The 19,835-nt window shown below is 53.8% G+C and carries 21 protein-coding genes and 1 tRNA gene; 11 read left to right on the top strand and 11 right to left on the bottom strand.

Annotated features, from left to right (window positions below):
• Positions 1–3: 3 nt before the first annotated feature.
• The 4 genes from M0644_RS05165 to M0644_RS05150 form a co-directional block, all read right to left on the bottom strand.
• Positions 4–744: a hypothetical protein gene (locus M0644_RS05165; RefSeq protein WP_286626894.1), complete on the bottom strand. Its 741-nt coding sequence runs from the start codon at positions 742–744 to the stop codon at positions 4–6.
• Positions 636–1,217 carry a CRISPR-associated endonuclease Cas3'' gene (locus M0644_RS05160; protein WP_286626893.1) on the bottom strand — a complete coding sequence of 194 codons (582 nt, stop codon included), beginning with the start codon at positions 1,215–1,217 and terminating at the stop codon, positions 636–638. The genes M0644_RS05165 and M0644_RS05160 overlap by 109 nt, the downstream gene beginning before the upstream one ends.
• A gap of 242 nt (positions 1,218–1,459) precedes the next feature.
• A complete protein-coding gene (locus M0644_RS05155; protein WP_286626892.1) occupies positions 1,460–2,581 on the bottom strand; it encodes an aldo/keto reductase in 1,122 nt (373 codons plus the stop codon).
• A 1-nt stretch (position 2,582) separates the two neighbouring features.
• Positions 2,583–3,098: a bifunctional nuclease family protein gene (locus M0644_RS05150; RefSeq protein ID WP_190278239.1), complete on the bottom strand. Its 516-nt coding sequence runs from the start codon at positions 3,096–3,098 to the stop codon at positions 2,583–2,585.
• A 261-nt stretch (positions 3,099–3,359) separates the two neighbouring features.
• Between M0644_RS05150 and wecB the strand changes: the two genes are divergently transcribed.
• Together wecB and M0644_RS05140 are read left to right on the top strand one after the other, a co-directional pair.
• On the top strand, positions 3,360–4,484 hold the full coding sequence (wecB, locus tag M0644_RS05145; RefSeq protein WP_149818770.1) for a non-hydrolyzing UDP-N-acetylglucosamine 2-epimerase: 1,125 nt from the start codon (positions 3,360–3,362) through the stop codon (positions 4,482–4,484).
• Between the two features lie 26 nt (positions 4,485–4,510).
• Positions 4,511–5,161, top strand: a complete 651-nt coding sequence (locus tag M0644_RS05140) for a diacylglycerol/polyprenol kinase family protein (RefSeq protein WP_190278238.1) — start codon at positions 4,511–4,513, stop codon at positions 5,159–5,161.
• On the opposite strand, the gene M0644_RS05135 is transcribed toward M0644_RS05140, so the two are convergent.
• On the bottom strand, positions 5,148–5,792 hold the full coding sequence (locus M0644_RS05135; protein WP_149818768.1) for an alpha/beta hydrolase: 645 nt from the start codon (positions 5,790–5,792) through the stop codon (positions 5,148–5,150). The genes M0644_RS05140 and M0644_RS05135 overlap by 14 nt on opposite strands.
• A 1-nt stretch (position 5,793) precedes the next feature.
• The gene (locus M0644_RS05130; protein WP_315863010.1) at positions 5,794–6,750 is read right to left on the bottom strand and encodes a LysR family transcriptional regulator; all 957 of its coding nucleotides are present in this window, start codon (positions 6,748–6,750) and stop codon (positions 5,794–5,796) included.
• Between the two features lie 95 nt (positions 6,751–6,845).
• Between M0644_RS05130 and M0644_RS05125 the strand changes: the two genes are divergently transcribed.
• The gene (locus M0644_RS05125) at positions 6,846–7,592 is read left to right on the top strand and encodes a pentapeptide repeat-containing protein (RefSeq protein WP_190278236.1); all 747 of its coding nucleotides are present in this window, start codon (positions 6,846–6,848) and stop codon (positions 7,590–7,592) included.
• 9 nt (positions 7,593–7,601) lie between these two features.
• On the opposite strand, the gene ispF is transcribed toward M0644_RS05125, so the two are convergent.
• From ispF to uvrB, 3 genes are all read right to left on the bottom strand, one after another.
• The gene (gene ispF, locus M0644_RS05120; RefSeq protein WP_149818762.1) at positions 7,602–8,084 is read right to left on the bottom strand and encodes a 2-C-methyl-D-erythritol 2,4-cyclodiphosphate synthase; all 483 of its coding nucleotides are present in this window, start codon (positions 8,082–8,084) and stop codon (positions 7,602–7,604) included.
• Between the two features lie 80 nt (positions 8,085–8,164).
• Positions 8,165–8,674 carry an allophycocyanin subunit beta gene (apcB, locus tag M0644_RS05115; RefSeq protein WP_149818761.1) on the bottom strand — a complete coding sequence of 170 codons (510 nt, stop codon included), beginning with the start codon at positions 8,672–8,674 and terminating at the stop codon, positions 8,165–8,167.
• Positions 8,675–8,832: 158 nt separating this feature from the next.
• Positions 8,833–10,842 (bottom strand): excinuclease ABC subunit UvrB, encoded by a 2,010-nt coding sequence (gene uvrB, locus M0644_RS05110; RefSeq protein ID WP_286626885.1) that lies wholly within the window; start codon positions 10,840–10,842, stop codon positions 8,833–8,835.
• A 360-nt stretch (positions 10,843–11,202) separates the two neighbouring features.
• On the opposite strand from uvrB, the gene pyrR reads away from it, so the two are divergent.
• Complete coding sequence (gene pyrR / locus M0644_RS05105) at positions 11,203–11,745, top strand: bifunctional pyr operon transcriptional regulator/uracil phosphoribosyltransferase PyrR (RefSeq protein WP_190278235.1); 543 nt, start codon at positions 11,203–11,205, stop codon at positions 11,743–11,745.
• A 15-nt stretch (positions 11,746–11,760) separates the two neighbouring features.
• The gene (locus M0644_RS05100; RefSeq protein WP_286626884.1) at positions 11,761–12,555 is read left to right on the top strand and encodes a site-specific DNA-methyltransferase; all 795 of its coding nucleotides are present in this window, start codon (positions 11,761–11,763) and stop codon (positions 12,553–12,555) included.
• 113 nt (positions 12,556–12,668) lie between these two features.
• On the opposite strand, the gene M0644_RS05095 is transcribed toward M0644_RS05100, so the two are convergent.
• Positions 12,669–12,755, bottom strand: a tRNA-Ser gene (locus tag M0644_RS05095).
• Positions 12,756–12,892: 137 nt separating this feature from the next.
• Here M0644_RS05095 and M0644_RS05090 point away from each other — a divergent pair.
• On the top strand, positions 12,893–13,882 hold the full coding sequence (locus M0644_RS05090; RefSeq protein ID WP_149818753.1) for a cysteine synthase A: 990 nt from the start codon (positions 12,893–12,895) through the stop codon (positions 13,880–13,882).
• Positions 13,883–13,970: 88 nt separating this feature from the next.
• Positions 13,971–14,810 (top strand): M48 family metallopeptidase, encoded by an 840-nt coding sequence (locus M0644_RS05085; RefSeq protein ID WP_226972018.1) that lies wholly within the window; start codon positions 13,971–13,973, stop codon positions 14,808–14,810.
• On the opposite strand, the gene shc is transcribed toward M0644_RS05085, so the two are convergent.
• Entirely contained in the window at positions 14,807–16,750 is a 1,944-nt protein-coding gene (shc, locus tag M0644_RS05080) for a squalene--hopene cyclase (protein ID WP_286626882.1), read from the bottom strand. The two genes, M0644_RS05085 and shc, sit on opposite strands and share 4 nt — an antisense overlap.
• A gap of 87 nt (positions 16,751–16,837) precedes the next feature.
• Here shc and M0644_RS05075 point away from each other — a divergent pair, with 87 nt between their 5' ends.
• The 4 genes from M0644_RS05075 (at position 16,838) to cobT (ending at position 19,824) form a co-directional block, all read left to right on the top strand.
• Positions 16,838–17,551 (top strand): phycocyanobilin:ferredoxin oxidoreductase, encoded by a 714-nt coding sequence (locus M0644_RS05075; protein ID WP_286626881.1) that lies wholly within the window; start codon positions 16,838–16,840, stop codon positions 17,549–17,551.
• A 79-nt stretch (positions 17,552–17,630) separates the two neighbouring features.
• Positions 17,631–17,924: a nucleotidyltransferase family protein gene (locus M0644_RS05070; RefSeq protein ID WP_286626880.1), complete on the top strand. Its 294-nt coding sequence runs from the start codon at positions 17,631–17,633 to the stop codon at positions 17,922–17,924.
• Positions 17,925–17,968: 44 nt separating this feature from the next.
• Positions 17,969–18,739 carry a peptidoglycan editing factor PgeF gene (gene pgeF, locus M0644_RS05065; RefSeq protein WP_149818742.1) on the top strand — a complete coding sequence of 257 codons (771 nt, stop codon included), beginning with the start codon at positions 17,969–17,971 and terminating at the stop codon, positions 18,737–18,739.
• Positions 18,736–19,824 (top strand): nicotinate mononucleotide-dependent phosphoribosyltransferase CobT, encoded by a 1,089-nt coding sequence (cobT, locus tag M0644_RS05060; protein ID WP_286626879.1) that lies wholly within the window; start codon positions 18,736–18,738, stop codon positions 19,822–19,824. The genes pgeF and cobT overlap by 4 nt, the downstream gene beginning before the upstream one ends.
• The last annotated feature ends 11 nt before the right edge of the window (positions 19,825–19,835 follow it).

The following is a 19,835-nucleotide window of genomic DNA, read 5'->3' as shown; positions in this document are numbered from 1 at the left end:
GACCTAAAAAATAAGATCGCTGGGATCTGCGACGATGGGGCTTGTTGCGATCGCAATCCCTTTGAGAGGGTCATAGTCACCCTGCCAAGCCCAGAGGCCGGCAGCAATCAGTTCCCGCAGGTGCTCAGTGTCATGAAATTCCTTGGTGCGTAGGTTGACAAGGTAAGGCTGCAATGCGCGGATCTCTTTTGCCCTTAAGCCGCGTTGCTGAATACGGCGAATTAACTGTTTTACTTGATTGTGTTCATCTTTATTTTTTGCTTGATCGGGCACAATGACAACTGGATACGTGTGATCCTCGATGAGACGAAAGCGTTGCGCAACTTCGGGAAAATTGAATGACTGACGATACTGCTGAATTTTTTCGGTATCAAGATCACGAACTTGGTAAAGCTGCTGGAAATACCTCTGAAAAACTGTAGAGTCATTTAGGTCAACCATGGCTTGCCTGAGTAAAGTGCGAGTAGTTTCAACAGCGCTGCAATACTCCCGTTGAGGCGTGCGACCCTCTTGGGGGTCAAAAATCACGACCCGTCCCAAGGATGAACGTTGCCCTTCACGGTTACAGCGACCTGCCGCCTGCACAATGCGATCCAGTGGTTCCATGGCGCGATAAACGACCGCAAAATCTAAATCTACACCCGCTTCGACCACTTGAGTAGAAATAAGCCAGCAGGGTTGATTGTTTCGCAGGCGATCGCGCACCTCCTGTAGGACGGCTTGCCGATGGGCACCGTAGAGCAATGTTGAAAAATGTCTAGCTCAGGGCTAGCAATGGAAGTTAACTCTTTTTGAAAATCTGCTGACGGGTCTAAATCAATCCCATCCGCCTTGGCTAGGCCTTTAATATGCTCGTAGGTTACCCGATCAACCTCCGCCAACCGATTCTGCAAATCTGCCATATTAGGCAGGCCGCTATGGTGGCCATAGATCATTGGTGCAAGAGGCTGACACTTCTGAAAAGCGAGGAGCGCACCATACTTAGCGTGAGGGAGTTTCTCTTTAACAGCTTGATTTTGGGCACAGGCTTGGAGATAAGCCTGAAAATCAGGGTTGTATTTGCCTAAGTCGTGCCAAAGGCCACCATAGTTGCCCAGTTGAGGTGTACCTAACTTTCCAACCAGCTTCGACGCTCTACCAGCCACTTTAGAAAGATGCGCTGACAGGGAATGCCATTGACCATCTTGGTTTGGAGTATGAGCATAGTAATTTGACATAATTTCACATAATTCTTTCTCAGCTTATATACTTCACATTGACATTGAGAGCAAGAATTTTGACCCGACCTTGACAATACTGCGCAACATCGTGGCGGGATGACAAGCTATCTTCACTTTAGATTTTAGCGAAGCCCTTGAGTTGGGAACAGGACGGGAATATTGGGATTGACCCATACTTGACAGTCGAGTTCGGTACTGGGTGGGAAAATAGGAAGTTTTTTCGATTTTTGATTATTTGATTAAATGTTCTGCCAAAGGCGCGATCGCGAGGTGCCCTGCAACTGCTCATGGGTTTCGCGCAATAGCCGAGGAATCTCCAAGCCACTGGGACAGCGGGGCAAACAATCGCCACATTCAGTACAGCGGTTGGCGGGTTGACCGGGAAACCAATGCCCGGCACGACCAAACATCCCATAGCGATACTTGCTAAATTCTGTCATGTCGTAGGCGACGGCTAAGTTGTGAAGCCGCAGCACTTCGGGGATGTGAATTTCCTCAGGGCAGGGCAAACAAGCATAACATTGTTGACACAAATCGGTGCCCAAGGTTTCCTGCATCACTGCTTGCAGGCGATCGCCCACCGCTTGCTCTTCAGCGCTCAGGGGTGCCACCTGATCAGCCACGGCCAAGGGAAAGGCCAACTCGGCAACGGTGGCCGGTCCAATACTCAAGGTGGTGATGGCAGGCTGACTCAGCAGCCAGCGATAGCTCCAATGGAGAGGGTGAAAGGGCGCACAGAGATCTTGGAGCCGTTGGGAAGGCCGGTAGAGTTGTCCCCCTTTATCGGCTGGCGAAATGATAAAAATCCCCATATCCCGCTCAGCGGCAGCGGCGATCGCTGGGGCATTGCGTTGCTGAAAGTAGGTGTAATGCAGATTGACAAAATCAAATTGATTGCTGGCGATCGCCCGCGAAATCACAGACAACGATCCATGACTGGAAAAGCCTAAAGCACCAATTACCCCCTTTGCTTGCAACTGCCGCAGCATTGCCATCCCCTCAGTGCTCAGCCATGCGAGATGCTCAGGGGTGTTGAGGCCATGGAGGGCGACACCATCTAACCGTGAGACTTGAAGACGCTCAAGGGATTGAGCAATTTGCCGCTGGACGTGATCCGCATCCCCTTGGGGCAAGAGTTTAGTGGTGATAAAAACGGTGGGCTGACCCAGTGCCTTGAGGGCACGACCAATATAGGCCTCACTGGCACCGTAGGCGGCGGCGGTTTCAATGTGGTTAATGCCGTGGGCGATCGCCCCCTCAATGACCGCCTGCATCACCTCTGGACTGCCCAAGGCGCGCATCGTTCCAAGGGAAAAAACCGAGAGGTTCAGCCCCGTGCGACCAAAGCGGCGGTAGCGCATTCTAGCCTGCGGAGGAATCCTCTTCCATTCCCCGGCCCTGCTGAATAAAATCTTCAGGGCGAATCGAATCTAAAAAGCGGCGAAAGGCTTGGCGTTCTTCCTCGTCAGCATCGCGATCGACGGGAATCGAGGCATCGGCAACAACCGCTTCCATCACCCAAATCGGGCAATCACAGCGCAGGGCAAGGGCAATGGCATCGCTCGGACGAGCATCAATCTCTTTACGAATGTCTCCTTGGCGCAGGGTGAGCACTGCATAGTAGGTGTTGTCTTCCAAGGAATGGATGACCACCCGTTCTAGGGTCATATTCCATTCGTTGAGAATGTTGACCATCAGATCATGGGTCATCGGTCGCGGTGCTCGTTGATTTTCCAAGGCCATTAAAATTGCCCGCGCCTCATTATCACCAATCCAGATGGGCAGTGCTCGCCGTCCAGCACCGTCTTTGAGTAAGACAATTGGAGTGCGACGGTTAGTGGCATCGAGGGCAATCCCAGCAACGGTCATTTCAATCATGGCCACCTCAGCGAGCGCAATGGCGGTGCATTCCCTTCTATTATTAACATACAGTCCTTCCCACCAAGATGGCACACCCCTACCACTGTAAGACTCCCTATGGGAGAAGTAACGGAGGGGCGACGCGCAGGCATTCCTTAAGACTCCATGCTTTAGAAAAAGACTGGCGAACGACGGAATCATGGGCAGTGGCAACTAGACACTTTTTTGACGCTCGCTTCTCGGTACACTAAAGTTATTATTTTTGGTATTTAGACGGCTATGATTGCTTCCTCGATCCCGATCTGCATTACGTTGGGTACGCGCCCGGAGGCAATCAAATTGGCACCGGTCATTCAAGCTTTCCAGCGATCGCCCCTGTTTGAACCCTACGTTGTCCTCACGGGACAGCACCGCGAAATGGTGGATCAAGTGATGGCACTGTTTGACCTGCGGGCAGATCGGGACTTGGCCATTATGCAGCCCAAGCAAACCCTGACCGAAATCACCTGTCGTGCTCTCCAAGGCCTTGAGCAACTCTATCAAGAACTCCTGCCCCGTCTTGTTTTGGTTCAGGGGGATACAACAACCGCCTTTGCCGCTACCCTTGCCGCCTTTTATCAGCAGATTCCTGTCGGCCATGTGGAAGCGGGCTTGCGCACCGACGATCTCTACAACCCCTATCCAGAAGAAGCCAACCGCCGCCTTATTTCCCAATTAGCGCAGTTGCATTTTGCCCCTACGGAACAAGCCGTCAAGAATCTTCAGGCGGCCGGGGTCACGGGTAGTATTCACTTGACGGGCAATACCGTGATTGATGCGCTGCTGCAAGTGGCCGATCGCCAGCCAGTGTGCCATGTCCCCGGCCTTGACTGGCAACAGTATCGCGTGATCCTCGCCACCGTTCACCGACGGGAAAACTGGGGTGCCCCCCTAGAAGACATTGCCAATGGTTTCCTGAAAATCTTAAACACGATTCCCGATACCGCTTTGCTCTTGCCCTTGCACCGCAATCCCACCGTGCGTGAACCCCTCAAAGCCTATTTGGGGCATCATCCTCGCGTTTTTCTGACGGAGCCACTGGACTATCCTGCTCTTGTGGCAGCGATTAAGGGATCAACACTCCTGCTGACGGATTCCGGTGGTCTCCAAGAGGAAGCCCCTAGCCTTGGTAAACCGGTACTGGTGTTACGGGAAACCACTGAGCGGCCGGAAGCGGTCACCGCTGGCACTGCTAAACTGGTGGGCACGTTTGCAGATACGATTGCAGCGGCAGCCATTGAACTGCTCACGGATCCAGTGGCCTACAACCGCATGGCGACGGCGATTAATCCCTTTGGCGATGGTCATGCGAGCGATCGCATCCTTGAGATTGTGACCCAGTTTTTTGCCCAGCAGACACAGTAAGGAGCCACGGCCATCTGAGGATAGCAATGACAATGTTCTGGGCAGGAATTTTGGTCACAAGTTGGCTGGGCTTGGTGCTGTTAACCGCAGAACTGATTCACGCTTGGTTTCCCAATGCCAAGGAATGGTCACGGAAAGTGGTTCACATTGGTGCGGGTCAAGTGATTCTCATTGCCTATGCCTTGGGGGTACCCACGAGTTGGGGAATTGTGGCCGCAGCGATCGCTGGCGTCGTCACACTGCTTTCTTACCGCATACCGATTTTTCCCAGTATTAGTGGCGTGGGGCGCCAAAGCTGGGGCACCTTTTTTTATGCGGTGAGTATTGGCACATTAATGGCGCTCTTTTGGAACACGCTGCCGGAACTGGCGGTTCTGGGAATTTTAGTGATGGCTTGGGGAGATGGCTTGGCTGCCCTTGTGGGGATTAACTGGGGACGCCATCCCCTGCCGCGAACCAGTAAAAGCTGGGAAGGAACCCTGACCATGTTCTGTGTGAGTACCGTGGTGGCGGCTCTATCCCTCACCCCCATTGCGGCCTTAGAGTTGCTCTGGATTGCCCCCTTAGTAGGTCTGGGTGCGACCCTTTTGGAACTGATTGCTTGGCGAGGGGTTGATAATCTCACAGTTCCGATCGGTAGCGCTTTGCTTGCCTATGGGTTACTCAATTTGAGTTGATGTTAGGCAGGGTCTTCTCAATAAACTGGCGGGCGATCGCGATCGCGTCTCCATTAATTTCATGGGCCATGGGTAGGGCATGAAACGCTCCCTTCACTCCTGCGGCTTGCAAGGCTTGCCAACTGGCTTGGGCACTGGCAAAGGGCACCACAGGATCCGCTGTGCCATGGATCATCAACACGGGTGGCGAGGTGGCTGTCACCACTGGCGGGCGCACTAAATAGCCACTAAAGACCAATAATCCCGCTAAAGGCAACGTTAACCCCACAACCAATGTCAATGCTCCCCCTTGGGAAAATCCCCCTAAAATTGTGCGGCTGAGATCAATGGGCAAGCTGGCAATCCACTCCCGCAGTGCCGCTTCACTGGTGGCTAGATCCGTTGCCCGCTCATCGAGCAGTAATGAGCCACTGCGGGCATCGTGCTGATTCAGGTCGTACCACATCCGCCCTTGGGGGACGTAAGGATGGGGAAAGGGAGCTTCCGCTGCATAGGTTTGGGCTTGGGGAGCCAGCAACGATCCAAGGGAAATCAGATCTGCGGCATTGGCACCCCAGCCGTGGAGCAATAGAAGGCTGTGATCGGCCGCGATCGGCGGATCGGGAAAGGTGAGAAATTGGAGGGTTGTCATGCTAGACAGGATTGAGTTCCTTGGTCGGCGCCGCCACACTGGGATAGGTGAGGCTCGATTCAATCATCTCCCGACCCTCAGTGGACACATAGTCAAAGAAGGCCTGAGCCACGACCGACAGTTGTTTGCCCGCAGGATAGACCAAATGCCAGTGCCGCTGAATCGGGAAATGTTCGACATCGAGAATCGTCAACTGGCTGGACTCGCGATCAAGGGCTAAGCAGTGGTGAGACAGGACAGAAATCCCTAGGCCGCCAGCGATCGCCTGCTTAATGGACTCGTTACTTCCCAGCTCAAGGCGGATATTGATCGGCACACCGTGCTCTGCAAAGAGCTTCTCCACCGCTTGGCGGGTGCCCGATCCCTGCTCCCGCATAATAAAGGGTTCTCCCGCCAGTTCTTGGATCGGGATTTTACTGCGGCCACTGAGGCGATGGTGACTGGGGGCAACCACCACTAAGGGATTATCCAAAAAGCGGTGGCACTCCACATCCACATTCTCCGGTGGGCAACTGGGAATATAGAGATCGTCCATATTGCCTCGAATGCGCTCTACCACCTGTTCATGGTTGGTGACCGTCAGGGCGACATCAATCCCCGGATAGCGCTGGCAAAATGGCCCCAGCAGCCGCGGAATCACATATTTGGCCGTGGTAATGACACACAGCCGCAAGTGTCCCTGCTTGAGACCCTTGAGATTGGCAACGGCCATTTCAAACCGCTCAAGGCGCTCAAAGATGTCTTGGCAGGTGGCCAGTAGTTCCTTGCCGGCTTCTGTGAGATAGAGCCGCTTGCCCACTTGCTCAAAGAGGGGCATACCAACGGCACGGGTCAACTGCTTCATTTGAATCGAAACGGTGGGCTGCGTCAGAAAGAGTTCCTCGGCAGCGCGGGTAAAACTTCCGTGGCGAGCAGTGACCTCAAAAACCTTAAGCTGATGTAGGGTTGCTTGTTTCAAACCCATTCTCCTTTCGTCAGCGATAGGGCTACATAGACGAAATTCTATCAAATTTCGCGCCATGATAACGAAATGTGAAGAATCTCAAGGCAAGAATGATGATCAAAGGGCACTTAAATCAGGTAATGAGCGATCGCCTGCGGGGGGGAAAACACCTCTGGAACGAATGGCGGCGAGCTTATCCTCAGCTTACTGTAGATTTGAGTGAAATGAATCTTACGGGCATGGATCTGCGGGGCTATGACCTGCGGGGCTGCAATCTCAGCCGTGCCTGTCTGCGAGAGGTGAACCTTGCCCACGGGGATTTGCGCTTTGCTAACCTCTATGAGGCGGATCTGACAGCGGCGAACCTCGATGATGCCGATTGCCGAGGGGCGTTGTTCTTAAAAGTGGTGGGCGATCGCGCCACTGCCCAGCGGGCAAATTTTCAACTGGCCAACTTGCAGTACGCTCGGTTGACCTATGCCGATTTCTCTTGGGTCACCCTTGAGCAGGCGGATTGTCGCCACAGCAATTGGTGTCAAGCAGATCTCAGCCATGCCCGCGCCGCTGCCAGTGATTTTTCCTTTGCGCTGTTGATGGCAGCCAGTCTCAATGAAGCTACGCTGCGGTTTGCGCAACTGGTGCAGGCTTGTCTTGAGGGGGTTCAGGCTTACCGCTGCAACTTCTATGCGGCCAATTTAGCCTATGCAGGACTGACGCGGGGCTATTTCTCCCATGCCCTTTTTGTGCGCGCCAACCTCAGTCATGCCATCTGTCGCTGGGCCAATTTTCGCCATGCCAATCTCCAGCAAAGCCAGTGCGAGCAAACGGATTTTCACTACAGCCTGTATGTTAGCTAGTAGTTCATCTTAAGCTTCTGACTGGAGCAGCGCCACGGCATAGGCAGCAATGCCCTCTTCACGCCCCACTGGCCCCAGTTTTTCATTGGTGGTGGCTTTGATACTAATCTGGTCGCGATCGATCCCTAGGGTGGTTGCAAGGCGATCGCGCATCTGGTCGAGGTAGGGTTTCAGCTTCGGACGCTCTGCCACCACTACGGCATCAATGTTGCCCACTTGCCAACCCCGTTCTGCAATCAGTGCCGCTACTTTCGCCAGCAAGACTTGGCTATCTGCCCCTGCCCACTGCGGATCACTGGGGGGAAAGTAATGGCCAATATCGCCAAGGCTGAGGGCCCCCAAAAGGGCGTCCATAATGGCGTGGGTGAGGACATCGGCATCACTGTGCCCCAAGAGTCCCAAGGTGTGTTCTAGTTTGATACCGCCTAAAATCAGAGGCCGCTCGGGCACCAATTGATGGATGTCGTAGCCATTACCAATGCGAATTTTCATACTTGCTGCACAGGACAACGAAGGGGCGATCGCCAATGCCACCGCCCTCTATTGTTGCAGAGTCTTCTACCTTGGCCAAACTAGATATTCACTTCACTCAGTTGCCGACACATGTAGTCAAAGGGTTGTTCGACAATACTCGTGTCCTCGATGCCCGCCGCTGCCACGCGATCGCGCACAATCTCCTTCATGATTTGAATACCGCGCACCGTTGGTCCAATGGGCACCCCAAGGGAGTTGTAGGTTTCCCGCAGACCTTCGAGGACGCGCTCGTTGAGGACATCCACATCCCCGGCCACAATGGCGTAGGTGGCATAGCGTAGGTAGTAGTCCATATCCCGCAGGCAGGTGGCGTAGCGGCGTGTGGTGTAGGCATTGCCGCCGGGTTGAATCAGTTCCGGCTGCTCTGTGAAGAGGGCAGAACCCGCTTCCTTCACAATGGCTGCGGCATCGCCATTGATCACTGCTGCCGCTTTAACCCGTACCGCACCGGAATTAAAGTAGGAGCGCAAACTGTCAACAGCATCGCGATCGAGGTAGCGACCGGTGGAGTCATAGTTTTTAATCAGTGTGGTGACGGCATCACGCATAGGTTTTTCTTACTCCTAGAACTGGTAAAACTAGCGTCAACCCGAACGCCAGCCGAAATTGCGCGGATCTAAAATCGTACTTAGCTTATCACGGTAGGGTTTCTCCCCCTTCGCTCCTGTTTACGGACTGTTGCGAACTATTACAAAAGTTCATAATTCTAGGGGTGCCCCACGAGGCGATCGCGCAAACGCTTAATTTGATCGCGGTAGCGGGCAGCCTCCTCAAAGGCCAATTCTTGGGCAGCCGCCTTCATTTTCGCCTCAAGGTCTTGGATCAGTTGGGGGATGTCCTCTAGGCTCAGTTCCTGTAAGGTTTGGGAAGATAAGACAGGCACCGACTCGGCATTGAGGCGGCGAGACACATCCAAAAAGGCCAAGATGGCATTGCTGGTTTTCTTGACAATGGGCTGGGGAGTAATGCCGTGGGCTTGGTTGTAGGCCAGTTGAATGGCGCGGCGGCGCTCCGTTTCTTGGATGGCTTTTTGCATACTGTCGGTGAGGGTGTCGGCATAGAGAATCGCCTGTCCACGGACGTGCCGGGCAGCACGGCCAATGGTTTGAATCAGCGATCGCTCCGCCCGCAGGAAGCCCTCTTTATCTGCATCAAGGATGGCCACCAAGGACACTTCGGGTAAATCCAGTCCCTCCCGCAACAGGTTGACACCAATCAACACATCAAAGTCCCCTTGGCGCAGGGCTTCAAGAATTTCAATGCGCTCAATGGCATTGATTTCTGAGTGCAGATAGCGCACTCGTACCCCCCGTTCTTGGAAGTATTCCGTGAGATCCTCGGCCATTCGTTTCGTGAGAGTGGTCACCAGTACCCGCTCTTGGCGATCGCACCGCAGGCGAATCTCCCCATAGAGATCATCCACCTGTCCTTGGGTGGGACGGACAAAAATTTCTGGATCCACGACCCCCGTCGGCCGAATAATTTGCTCGACAACTTGCCCTTCAGACACCGCCAATTCCCAATCGCCGGGGGTTGCCGAGACAAAGATACATTGCTTCACCTTTTGCCAAAATTCCTCCGCCTTCAGGGGGCGATTATCCGCCGCACTGGGCAACCGAAAGCCGTGATCAATCAGCACTTTTTTCCGCGCTTGGTCGCCATTAAACATCCCGCGAATTTGCGGCACCGTTACATGGGACTCATCCACCACCAACAGCCAATCCTCAGGAAAATAATCAATCAAACACTCCGGCGGTTCCCCCGCTGCGCGGCCTGCGAGATGGCGTGAGTAGTTTTCGACACCGTTGCAGTAGCCCACCTGTCGCAGCATTTCCAAGTCATAGCGGGTACGTTGACTCAGGCGCTGTGCTTCAAGGAGTTTATTTTGGGCTTCCAAGTAAGCCACTTGGGCTTGCAGTTCCGCTTCAATGGCAGCACAAGCCGCTTCAAGGCGTTCGGCAGGGGTGACAAAGTGCTTCGCGGGATAGATATTCAGGCGTTCGACACTCTGCAATGTTTCCCCCGTCAGGGGATCGAGATAGCGGATGGCTTCGATTTCGTCACCAAAAAACTCCACGCGAATGATGCGATCCTCATAGGCTGGGCCAATTTCTAAAACATCTCCCTTGACACGGAAGCGCCCCCGCCCCAGTTCCACATCGTTGCGCGTGTATTGAATTGTCGCCAATTGCCGCAGTAGTTGCCGCAGATCCATTTCACTGCCCACTTCGAGGGGAATCGCGGCTTTGAGGTACTCTGCTGGAATACCCAAGCCGTAGATGCAACTAATCGAGGCAACCACAATCACATCCCGCCGTTCAAAGAGGGAGCGGGTAGCGGAGTGCCGCAGCATATCAATTTCCTCATTAATCGAGGCACTTTTTTCGATGTAGGTATCGGTAACGGGAATGTAGGCCTCAGGCTGATAGTAGTCGTAGTAGGAGATAAAGTACTCGACGGCATTTTCTGGAAAGAAGGAGCGCAGTTCATTGCACAGTTGCGCCGCAAGGGTTTTGTTGTGAGCCAGCACAAGGGTTGGGCGACCAAGAGCCTCGATCACGCGGGCGATCGTGTGGGTTTTGCCAGTGCCCGTTGCCCCCAGCAATGTTTGGAAGCGATATCCCGCCCGTACGCCGGCGACGAGCTTTTGAATGGCTTGGGGTTGATCTCCCGTCGGTTCAAAGGGAGCGTAAATACGAAAGGGAGTGCTGGTCATTGCCCAATTTCTAACGAATTCTTACCTAGCTTTTAGGGTAGTCGAGCAACAGAGGAGCGAGCCACCCAAAATCTTGTTCAGAAGGATTGAAGGCGCTTGAAACGGTCAAAACCACGTCCTCGCCCATTTGAGAAAGCAGCCCTAAGATTTGGTATTCTAAATAACAGTTTATTGTGTATTGTAACAGTTAATTGCGCCAAATCTAAAGAATTGGTAAAAGCTTTCGCTCCCCCAAAATATCGGCAGTATCGTAGGGAAGCAAGATACCTCCTAACTGCGTCTTTGGCCCTACCCGCTTGGCGTAGGGTCTCTTTTTGCGGGAATTTCGCTAAAATCTGTGAATTCCCTACCGTGACGGCTATGGCTGGTGAAGTCGTTGAAATTCTCAGTGCCGATGATCTACGGCGCACTGTCACGCGCTTAGCTTCCCAAGTGGTGGAGAAGGCTCGCGATGCCCTCGACAAATTAGTGTTGTTGGGGATTCATACCCGTGGGGTTCCCCTTGCCAAGCTGTTGGGGCAACAAGTTGAACAACTGGAAGGAGTGAGCCTCCCCATTGGTGAGTTGGATATCACGTTTTATCGCGATGACTTGGATCGCATTGGCCCGCGCACACCGCGTCAGACCCTGATTCCCGTGGATCTCTCTGGGCGGATTGTGGTCTTGGTGGATGATGTGATTTTTAGTGGCCGCACGATTCGCTCTGCCCTCAATGCCGTTCATGATTACGGTCGCCCCAGTGCCATTTGGTTATTGGTACTCATCGATCGCGGGCACCGCGAATTGCCGATTCACCCCGACTTTACGGGTAAAGTACTGCCCACGGCTCGCGATGAAGTGGTCAAGGTACTCTTGCAGGGGATTGATCAGCGGGATGGGGTAGAGCTATGGAAACCCTCTTAATCTTGGGAAAACTCAATGCCATTCATCTCAAAAAAAGAAGCCTTCTTTCAAATGAAAGATACATGGCTATTCAATGCCAATAGCCTTGATGCTGATTTATTTACTGAGCCTTTTATTGACCTGATTGTGACTTCCCCGCCCTACAATGTGGGTCTTGAATATCGCTCAGTCAAAGATGATGCCCCCTACAGCGATTATCTAGAATTTAGTCGCGCTTGGCTGTCCAACTGTTTTCACTGGACAAAAACGGGCGGACGGTTTTGCCTTAACATTCCCCTCGATAAAAACAAAGGGGGACAGCGCAGTGTTGGCGCGGATTTGACGGTTTTGGCTCAAGAGGTTGGCTGGAAATATCAGTCCACCATTGTCTGGAATGAGGGTAATATTTCGCGGCGGACGGCTTGGGGATCGTGGATGTCGCCCTCAGCACCCTATGTGATTGCGCCTGTGGAGTTAATTGTGGTGTTGTACAAAGAGGAGTGGCGGCGCAAGTCCGATGAAAAGGCCGATATTACTCGGGAAGAATTTATGGAATGGACAAACGGGCTATGGACATTCAGCGGCGAAAGCAAAAAAAAGATTGGTCACCCTGCACCGTTTCCAAGGGAACTGCCGAGACGATGTATCAAGCTCTTTAGTTTTCCGGGGGATATCGTCTTCGATCCCTTTTGTGGCAGCGGCACAACACTGGTGGAAGCTTTTGCCAACAAACGAAAAGGCGTCGGCGTTGAAATTGATCCTCGATATGCAGAACTGGCAAAGGAGAGACTCCTGAATGAGATTACACTTTTTGATGTAATCAATTTATAGGACTTTTCGAGCTTGATAGGTTCTATTAGCCAAGCTTCTAGATCAGTCGTGCCACTACATCTATCGCTAGCTAAAGCGAGGTATCCATTTTTCTAAGCCATCGCCGACATCAACGGAGAGGGGGGGATTCGAACCCCCGTTAGGTGTTACCCTAAACTTGATTTCGAGTCAAGCGCATTCAACCACTCTGCCACCTCTCCAAGGATCTCCAATCATAGCAAAGGTGAATGCCAAAGGCACACTTCGCGATTGACTCCGTCACGCTCCCCCTCAAGGCAATTCTGGCGGCAAACCCCTTTACGATAAAAGTATTCAGTTAACTTAAAACAACGACGGCATGGATATTAAACAGGGTTTTGTCGGCACCGTCGGGCAGACGCCGCTGATTCGCCTCAACTACTTTAGCGACCTCACGGGCTGTGAAATTCTTGGTAAGGCAGAGTTCCTCAACCCCGGTGGCTCTGTTAAGGATCGGGCTGCCCTCTACATTATTGAAGATGCTGAAAAAAAGGGCCTTCTCAAACCCGGTGGTACGGTGGTCGAAGGCACAGCAGGCAATACGGGCATTGGCCTAGCCCACATCTGTAATGCCAAGGGCTACAAGTGTCTGATTGTGATTCCCAATACCCAATCCCAAGAAAAAATTGATCTGTTGCGTACCCTGGGTGCCGAAGTGCGCCCCGTTCCCGCTGTGCCCTACAAAGACCCCAATAACTATGTGAAGCTCTCTGGCCGGATTGCTGCTGAGATGGAGAATGCCATCTGGGCGAACCAGTTCGATAACCTTGCCAATCGCCAAGCCCACTACGAAACCACAGGACCGGAAATTTGGCAGCAGACCGATGGCCGCATTGATGCGTGGGTGGCAGCAACGGGCACAGGGGGCACCTATGCAGGTGTGGCGATGTACCTCAAGGAAAAAAATCCCACCATTCGCACTGTGATTGCTGATCCCATGGGCAGTGCCATCTATAGCTATGCGAAAACGGGCACCCTCAGTAGCAGTGGCAGTTCCATTACCGAAGGCATTGGCAATAGCCGCATTACCGCCAACTTAGCAGGCGCTCCCATTGATGATGCGATTCAAATTGAGGATCAAGAGTGCCTTGAGATCATTTATCAACTGCTGCACTACGATGGCCTCTTTATGGGTGGCTCCGTCGGGATTAATGTGGGGGCAGCGGTACGCCTCGCCAAGGAACTCGGACCCGGTCACACAATTGTTACTGTGTTGTGCGATGGGGGTTCCCGCTATCAATCGCGGCTCTTTAATTCAGAGTGGCTGGCCAGTAAAGGGCTACGGGTGCCAGAGATTAAAAAACGTTAAGCCTTGGGAACAATGTCTAAAATAGAGGGGTCAGAAGGGGGCAAGTAGCCGCTAGGCGTGGGTGTGGATTTTACGCGAAATATTAGCCGTGAAAAAACAACGTTGGTTTCTCCTCTTTGCGAGCTTGGTCTGTGGGGTGGCGATCGCTCTCCATCCTGTGGCTGCGCAGGCCCAAAATCTCTGGCAGCGGTTACTGTTGCAGGGGATTCAGGTCATCCAACTATCGAATATCTCGCCCCGCCAAGAGGTGGCCTTGGGGCAACAGATCCATGAGCAGATGCTGCGGCAAGGGATGCGCCTTGTTCGCAATCCCGCTGCGCAAAACTATGTGAATAGCATTGGTGACCGCTTGGTTAATGTCGGCGAACGTCGAGGTGTGCCCTACCAGTTTCACATCATCCAAGACCGCCAAGTCAATGCCTATGCCACAATGGGGGGCTTTGTCTATGTCACTACAGGGCTAATGCTGCGGGCGGAAAACGAGGCGGAACTAGCCAGCGTCATTGCCCACGAAATTGGCCATATTGATCAGCGCCATGTGATTCGTCAACTGCAACAAATGGCGATCGCCCAAGGCTTAATGACGGCTGCCGGCTTGGATCGCGATCGCGGGCTACAAATGGCCATGGAACTTGCCTTTCGGCGTCCCCGCAGTCGTGAGCAGGAACTAGAGGCCGATCGCTATGGACTGGGGCTATTGGCTCGCAGCAACTATGATCCACGGGCGATGGTGACATTTCTCCAGAAATTGCAACGGGAGGGAGGGGCACCGCCAACGATTTTGAGTACCCACCCTGCGCCGCGCGATCGCCAGTTGCTTGCTGAAAATTTAATTCGCTCTGGTTTGAGCAATGACTGTGTGGTTGCCCCCCAACCCCTGTGTGGCACCGATCCCTTGGCCTACCAGCAACAGCTGCGCTCCTTCTAGCCTGATTTTTTCTCATTAGCCAAAAGACCCCGCCAGCGGGCATAGCGCCCCAAGGCCGTCAGCGGAAAGTGCTGCTGGTAGTAGTGGTACTTCAGGTAAAAGTGGCAGGGAAAGCCCGTGCCGGTGAAGTAATCCTCGTGCCATGTGCCATCGGCGCGCTGGGTCTGCAGCAGGTAGGCCATCCCCTTTTCAATAGCTTCTGTGGCGTAGTCTCCTGTGGCATCGCCAGCGGCCAAAAGGCCAATAATGGCCCAAGCAGTTTGGGAAGCGGTGCTATCCCCTTTGCCCTTGAGGGAAGGGTCGTTGTAGCTCCAGCAGGTTTCACCCCAACCACCATCGGCATTTTGACACTGCACCAACCACTCAGCGGCACGGCGAATGCGCCAGCGATCGTAGCGAGGGGCAACAAGGGAGAGGGCTGCCAACACCCCACTCGTGCCATAGAGGTAGTTCACCCCCCAGCGGCCAAACCAACAGCCTTCCGGTTCTTGCTCATTGCGCAAGTAAGCAAGGGCGCGATCGAGGGCACCACTGTCAAAGGCCAACTGACACCGCCCCACCATCTCCAGCACCCGTGCCGTGACATCAGCAGTATTCGGGTCAATCATTGCCTTGAGATCGCCGTAGGGAATGGCATTGAGCCAATCTTGGTCATTGTCCACATCAAAGGCTGCCCAGCCCCCCGGCCGACACTGCATTGAGGCAATCCAAGCGACTGCCCGCTCAATGGCTCGCCGTTTGAGGTTTTCGTCAGGCAAGGTCACAGCATGAAGCGCCATCACCACCACCGCTGTATCATCCACATCGGGGTAGAAGCGATTCTCAAATTCAAAGGCCCATCCCCCCGGCTGACCTTTTTTGTTTTTTACGTGCCAGTCCCCATAGTCAAGGATTTGCTTGGACAGCAGCCATTCGCCAGCTTTGACCAGAGCGGGATGATCGGGGGCGACGCCTGAATCCACCATGGCGCGCATGACCAAGGCAGTATCCCAAACTGGCGAGACACAGGGCTGGACGCGATACTCGGTCTCGGTTTCAATCGCAAAGCGATCCACTGCTGCCATCCCCCGCTGCACAATGGGGTCATCCACAGCATAGTCAAGGGCACGCAATGCCAATAGGGAGTTGAGCATCGCCGGAATAATGCCGCCCCAGTCGCCACTGGCTTCTTGACGCTCGAGCACCCATTCTTCGGCGGCCTTTAGCCCCTGTTCTCTAAGGGGATTAATGTTTAGGATTTCAAAGAGCTTGAAAACGCGATCGAGACCAATAAAGACATCACTCCAGTCGCCTTGGCGGGGCAGTTCCCAGATCACATTTGCCCGCCCTTCGGCATAGAGTTCATCGAGGGTAATGGGCGGATCCATGGCATAAACGGGCTTGCGATCCATGACAATCAACAGCGGCACGGTGCTGCTACGTGCCCAACTAGACATCTCATAAATAGTGAAGGGGCTACCCTCCGGCAGGAGCATGATCCAAGGGGGGAGGGAGGGAATCCCACGCCAGTCGTAGCAGCCAATGAGGGCAAGGTGCAGTTTGGTAAAGATGCGAGTTTTGCTAATGCCGCCGCGGGCAAGGATAAATTGCCGTGCCTTCACTAGGGCGGGATCCGTTGCGGGGACGCCCAAGAGCCGCAGTCCCATATAGGCTTCCACACTGGTGCTGAGATCGCCGCCATCGCCATAAAATAGCTCCCAACCGCCGTGATCCCGCTGATGGTTGCGCAAATACTGTTCCGCTTTGGCCAAGGGTAGCCGCTGTTCGGTGCCCCAGATTTTGTGGAGCAGGATCACCTCTGCGGTCATGGTCACATTGGACTCTAATTCCGCCCACCAGTAGCCCTCAGCATATTGCTGTGAAAAGAGAAAGTCTTGGCTGGCGCGAATCGCCTGTTGGAGTTGCTTTGGGTCAATGGCAGCGGCAATTTGAGTTTGCATGATTCCTCGGCTGTTAGACTCTTGGTTAGTTTAGCGGGGGCGATCGCTCCCTCGCAAGCGGCACAGACTTGGGTTAGGATCAAGGCTATGTCTCTCCGTCAACACCAGCATCCCCTAATTCAGCGGCTCGCCGATCGCATTGAGCAGATTTGGCAGAGCACTTTGCCCTTAGCCCCCTATACCCTGCCTGAGGATCTCGGTTATGTCGAGGGCAAACTGGAAGGGGAGCGGCTAACGATTGAGAACCACTGCTACCAAGCGCCGCCCTTTCGCAAACTTCACCTTGAACTGGCACGGGTGGGGGAGAGTCTGGATATTTTACACTGTGTCATGTTTCCAGAGCCGCGCTACGATCTGCCAATGTTTGGCTGTGACCTCGTGGGGGGCCGAGGGCAAATTAGTGCCGCAATTGTGGATCTCTCGCCGGTGACGGGTGAGTTGCCCGCTGCCTATACATCGGCCTTAAATGCTTTGCCAAAACTCACCTTTAGTCAACCCCGTGAGTTGCCCCCTTGGGGACAGATCTTCTCCCCCTTTTGCATTTTTATTCGGCCACAGGGAGACACTGAGGAACAGCAATTTCTTGATCGCATTGGTGAGTACCTCACGCTCCACTGTCAACTTAGCCAGCAAGCTGTGCCCACGGATCACCCGGAAGCGGTTATGGCCGGGCAACGGCACTACTGCCACCAGCAACAGCAGAACGATAAAACCCGCCGTGTGCTGGAAAAAGCCTTTGGTGCTGCTTGGGCAGAACGCTATATGACCACCGTTCTCTTTGACTTGCCCCCTGCTGCCTAGAACCCCTTAAGGACTCTCTCCCCGATGAACCGCATCAGCCAGTGGATCAGTCAGATTAAAAGAATAAGGAAACATTGGAATGGTGACTCCTCAGTTAGTGATCAATACCTTAGAAAACCATCGAGAATCCCTTAAAAAATTTGCAGTAAAGACCCTGCAGCTGTTTGGTTCAGTGGCACGGGATGAAGCTCACGCTGAAAGTGATGTTGATTTGTTAGTAGCGTTTGAAAGGCCTGTTGGATTATTTACCTTCATTGAGTTAAAAGAATATCTGGAGGAAATCTTAAACTGTTCTGTTGATTTGGGCACACCTCAATCTTTACGTTCAAGGCTTAGGGAGGAGGTATTAAAGGAGGCGATTCGTGCCTTCTAGGGAGCTACGAGAACGCCATAGTTTAGCTGTCATTGGATCTGACAATGTGGCACTGGCAAACCACTGACCTCGGGCGCTTTCTTACCTGCGATCTTTTGCAGGGGTTTTCCCATGGCTTCTTTACTCGCGATTGGCAAGGACAAGACCTCAGCACCCTCACCGCAGCCCTAGGCACGACAGCAACACCGCTACGAACCCAACAGGTGCATGGCGATCGCGTTGCTTTGGCAGCAGAAGTTTTAGCCCGTGATGAACGATTGGCAGCGGATGCCCTTGTGGCCACAGGGTCTGATCAAGCCCTCTGGGTGTGTAGTGCTGACTGTGTCCCCTTACTAATTGCCGATGTGGCGAGTGGACGGGTTGCGGCGATTCATGCGGGATGGCGGGGGACAGCGATCCAAATCTCTAAGGCCACGCTCCAGCAGATGCAAGCATTCGGCAGTGATCTTGCTAATTTACGGATTGCCATGGGGCCTGCGATTCGCGGTGAGGTCTATCAAGTGGGGCTGAATGTGGCCCGTGCCTTGGCGCAGACCATTCTTGAGGGGGTGACGGAAACCACTGACCGCGATGATCTTTACCAGCGTCTCGCTGCCTTAGACCCAGAGATGATCTTTCTTGATCCAGACCCTGAGCGACTTCGGGTGGATGTGGCACGGGTGAATCGTTTGCAATTGCTGCAATTGGGGCTAAGGGACGAGCAAATTGCCCTGTCTCCCCACTGTACGTTTCGCGATGCTGAATGCTTTTTCTCCTATCGCCGTGAACACCTCAAGCAGGTGCAGTGGTCGGGAATTATTAGTCGATTAGTATGATTGGCGTTGCCACGGGAGAATCCATTGCCCGCGCTTGGGGCGATCGCCACTGCCAGCACCCCGACTTTCCTGCCCTAGTCTGTGTTCTTGGCTTTACGGAAACGGCATTGATTCCCGGAATCTCGGCAGCGGGTCAAACCCCCAGCGATCGCCGAACCACAGCCCTAGCGGATGGCGAGTTCCTGCTGCGAGGCATTCAACCCCACTACCACTATCCCCTGCCGCCGCTGACGGCGGGTGCTTCCCCTGCTCTAATTAGTCGTGCCCTTCTTGAGGCTTTGGCGTTGCCCCTCTACGTCTTTGATGCGGGTTTACCTTTGCCGCGTCTGCCCGAGATGATTGACTTGGGGGGCGCCCCGGCGCGCTGCCTAACGACGGGTGAAGCGATGGCACCACAAATGGTGGCGCATCTTTGGCAACAGGGGTGGTCTTGGGGCGCCAAGCTGAGTCAGCATCACCCGTGGCTGATTATCGCTGAATGTGTGGTTGCCGGCACCACTACTGCCCTTGCCCTCTGTGAAAGTTTGGGCATTGCTGCTCGCGATTGTGTGGGCAGCAGCCACCGCCAGAGTAACCATGCCCAAAAGTGGCAACTCGTGCAACAGGGACTTGCCCATCTACCTGCTAATGCGGATCCTTTCACTTGTGTAGCGGCGATTGGCGATCCAATGCAGGTGGTTGTGGCGGCTATGGTCCTGCGGGCAAGTCAAACCTGTGGTGTGTTGCTGGCGGGGGGGTCACAAATGATGGCGGTCTATGCCTTGGCACGGGCGATCGCCCAGTGGCGTCAGCTTCCTTGGTGTCCCGAACAAATCGTGGTGGGCACAACCCGCTGGCTGATTGAAGATCAAACGGCTCAGATTCACCGCTTGGCAGAGCGTGTCCAGTGTCCACTCATTTACACGCAACTTGATTTCAGCGCATCCCGTCATCCTGCCCTGCGTGCCTATGAACAGGGGTTTGTCAAGGAAGGGGTTGGTGCGGGGGGGTGTGCCATTGCTGCCCATCTGCTGGCGGGCTGGAGCAATTCAGACATGATGCATATTATTGACAGGTTGGGCGATCGCTGGTCTAAAGGGATGTGATCGCGACTTTC

Source organism: Thermosynechococcus sp. B1 (genome assembly GCF_030322985.1).
Taxonomy (GTDB): Bacteria; Cyanobacteriota; Cyanobacteriia; order Thermosynechococcales; family Thermosynechococcaceae; genus Thermosynechococcus.
Note: the sequence above shows the minus strand (reverse complement) of the source record. Positions and strands in the feature narration are given on the sequence as shown.

Bases quoted from the DNA above. Each gene is read 5' to 3' on its own strand.
- uvrB (WP_286626885.1), bottom strand. From the start codon at position 10,842: ATGACCAGCACTCCCTTTCGTATTTACGCTCCCTTTGAACCGACGGGA.
- M0644_RS05125 (WP_190278236.1), top strand. From the start codon at position 6,846: ATGATGATCAAAGGGCACTTAAATCAGGTAATGAGCGATCGCCTGCGG.
- wecB (WP_149818770.1), top strand. From the start codon at position 3,360: ATGATTGCTTCCTCGATCCCGATCTGCATTACGTTGGGTACGCGCCCG.
- ispF (WP_149818762.1), bottom strand. From the start codon at position 8,084: ATGAAAATTCGCATTGGTAATGGCTACGACATCCATCAATTGGTGCCC.
- apcB (WP_149818761.1), bottom strand. From the start codon at position 8,674: ATGCGTGATGCCGTCACCACACTGATTAAAAACTATGACTCCACCGGT.
- M0644_RS05070 (WP_286626880.1), top strand. From the start codon at position 17,631: ATGGTGACTCCTCAGTTAGTGATCAATACCTTAGAAAACCATCGAGAA.
- pgeF (WP_149818742.1), top strand. From the start codon at position 17,969: ATGTGGCACTGGCAAACCACTGACCTCGGGCGCTTTCTTACCTGCGAT.
- M0644_RS05090 (WP_149818753.1), top strand. From the start codon at position 12,893: ATGGATATTAAACAGGGTTTTGTCGGCACCGTCGGGCAGACGCCGCTG.
- cobT (WP_286626879.1), top strand. From the start codon at position 18,736: ATGATTGGCGTTGCCACGGGAGAATCCATTGCCCGCGCTTGGGGCGAT.
- M0644_RS05100 (WP_286626884.1), top strand. From the start codon at position 11,761: ATGCCATTCATCTCAAAAAAAGAAGCCTTCTTTCAAATGAAAGATACA.
- M0644_RS05135 (WP_149818768.1), bottom strand. From the start codon at position 5,792: ATGACAACCCTCCAATTTCTCACCTTTCCCGATCCGCCGATCGCGGCC.
- M0644_RS05160 (WP_286626893.1), bottom strand. From the start codon at position 1,217: ATGTCAAATTACTATGCTCATACTCCAAACCAAGATGGTCAATGGCAT.
- M0644_RS05155 (WP_286626892.1), bottom strand. From the start codon at position 2,581: ATGCGCTACCGCCGCTTTGGTCGCACGGGGCTGAACCTCTCGGTTTTT.
- shc (WP_286626882.1), bottom strand. From the start codon at position 16,750: ATGCAAACTCAAATTGCCGCTGCCATTGACCCAAAGCAACTCCAACAG.
- M0644_RS05140 (WP_190278238.1), top strand. From the start codon at position 4,511: ATGACAATGTTCTGGGCAGGAATTTTGGTCACAAGTTGGCTGGGCTTG.
- M0644_RS05150 (WP_190278239.1), bottom strand. From the start codon at position 3,098: ATGATTGAAATGACCGTTGCTGGGATTGCCCTCGATGCCACTAACCGT.
- M0644_RS05075 (WP_286626881.1), top strand. From the start codon at position 16,838: ATGTCTCTCCGTCAACACCAGCATCCCCTAATTCAGCGGCTCGCCGAT.
- pyrR (WP_190278235.1), top strand. From the start codon at position 11,203: ATGGCTGGTGAAGTCGTTGAAATTCTCAGTGCCGATGATCTACGGCGC.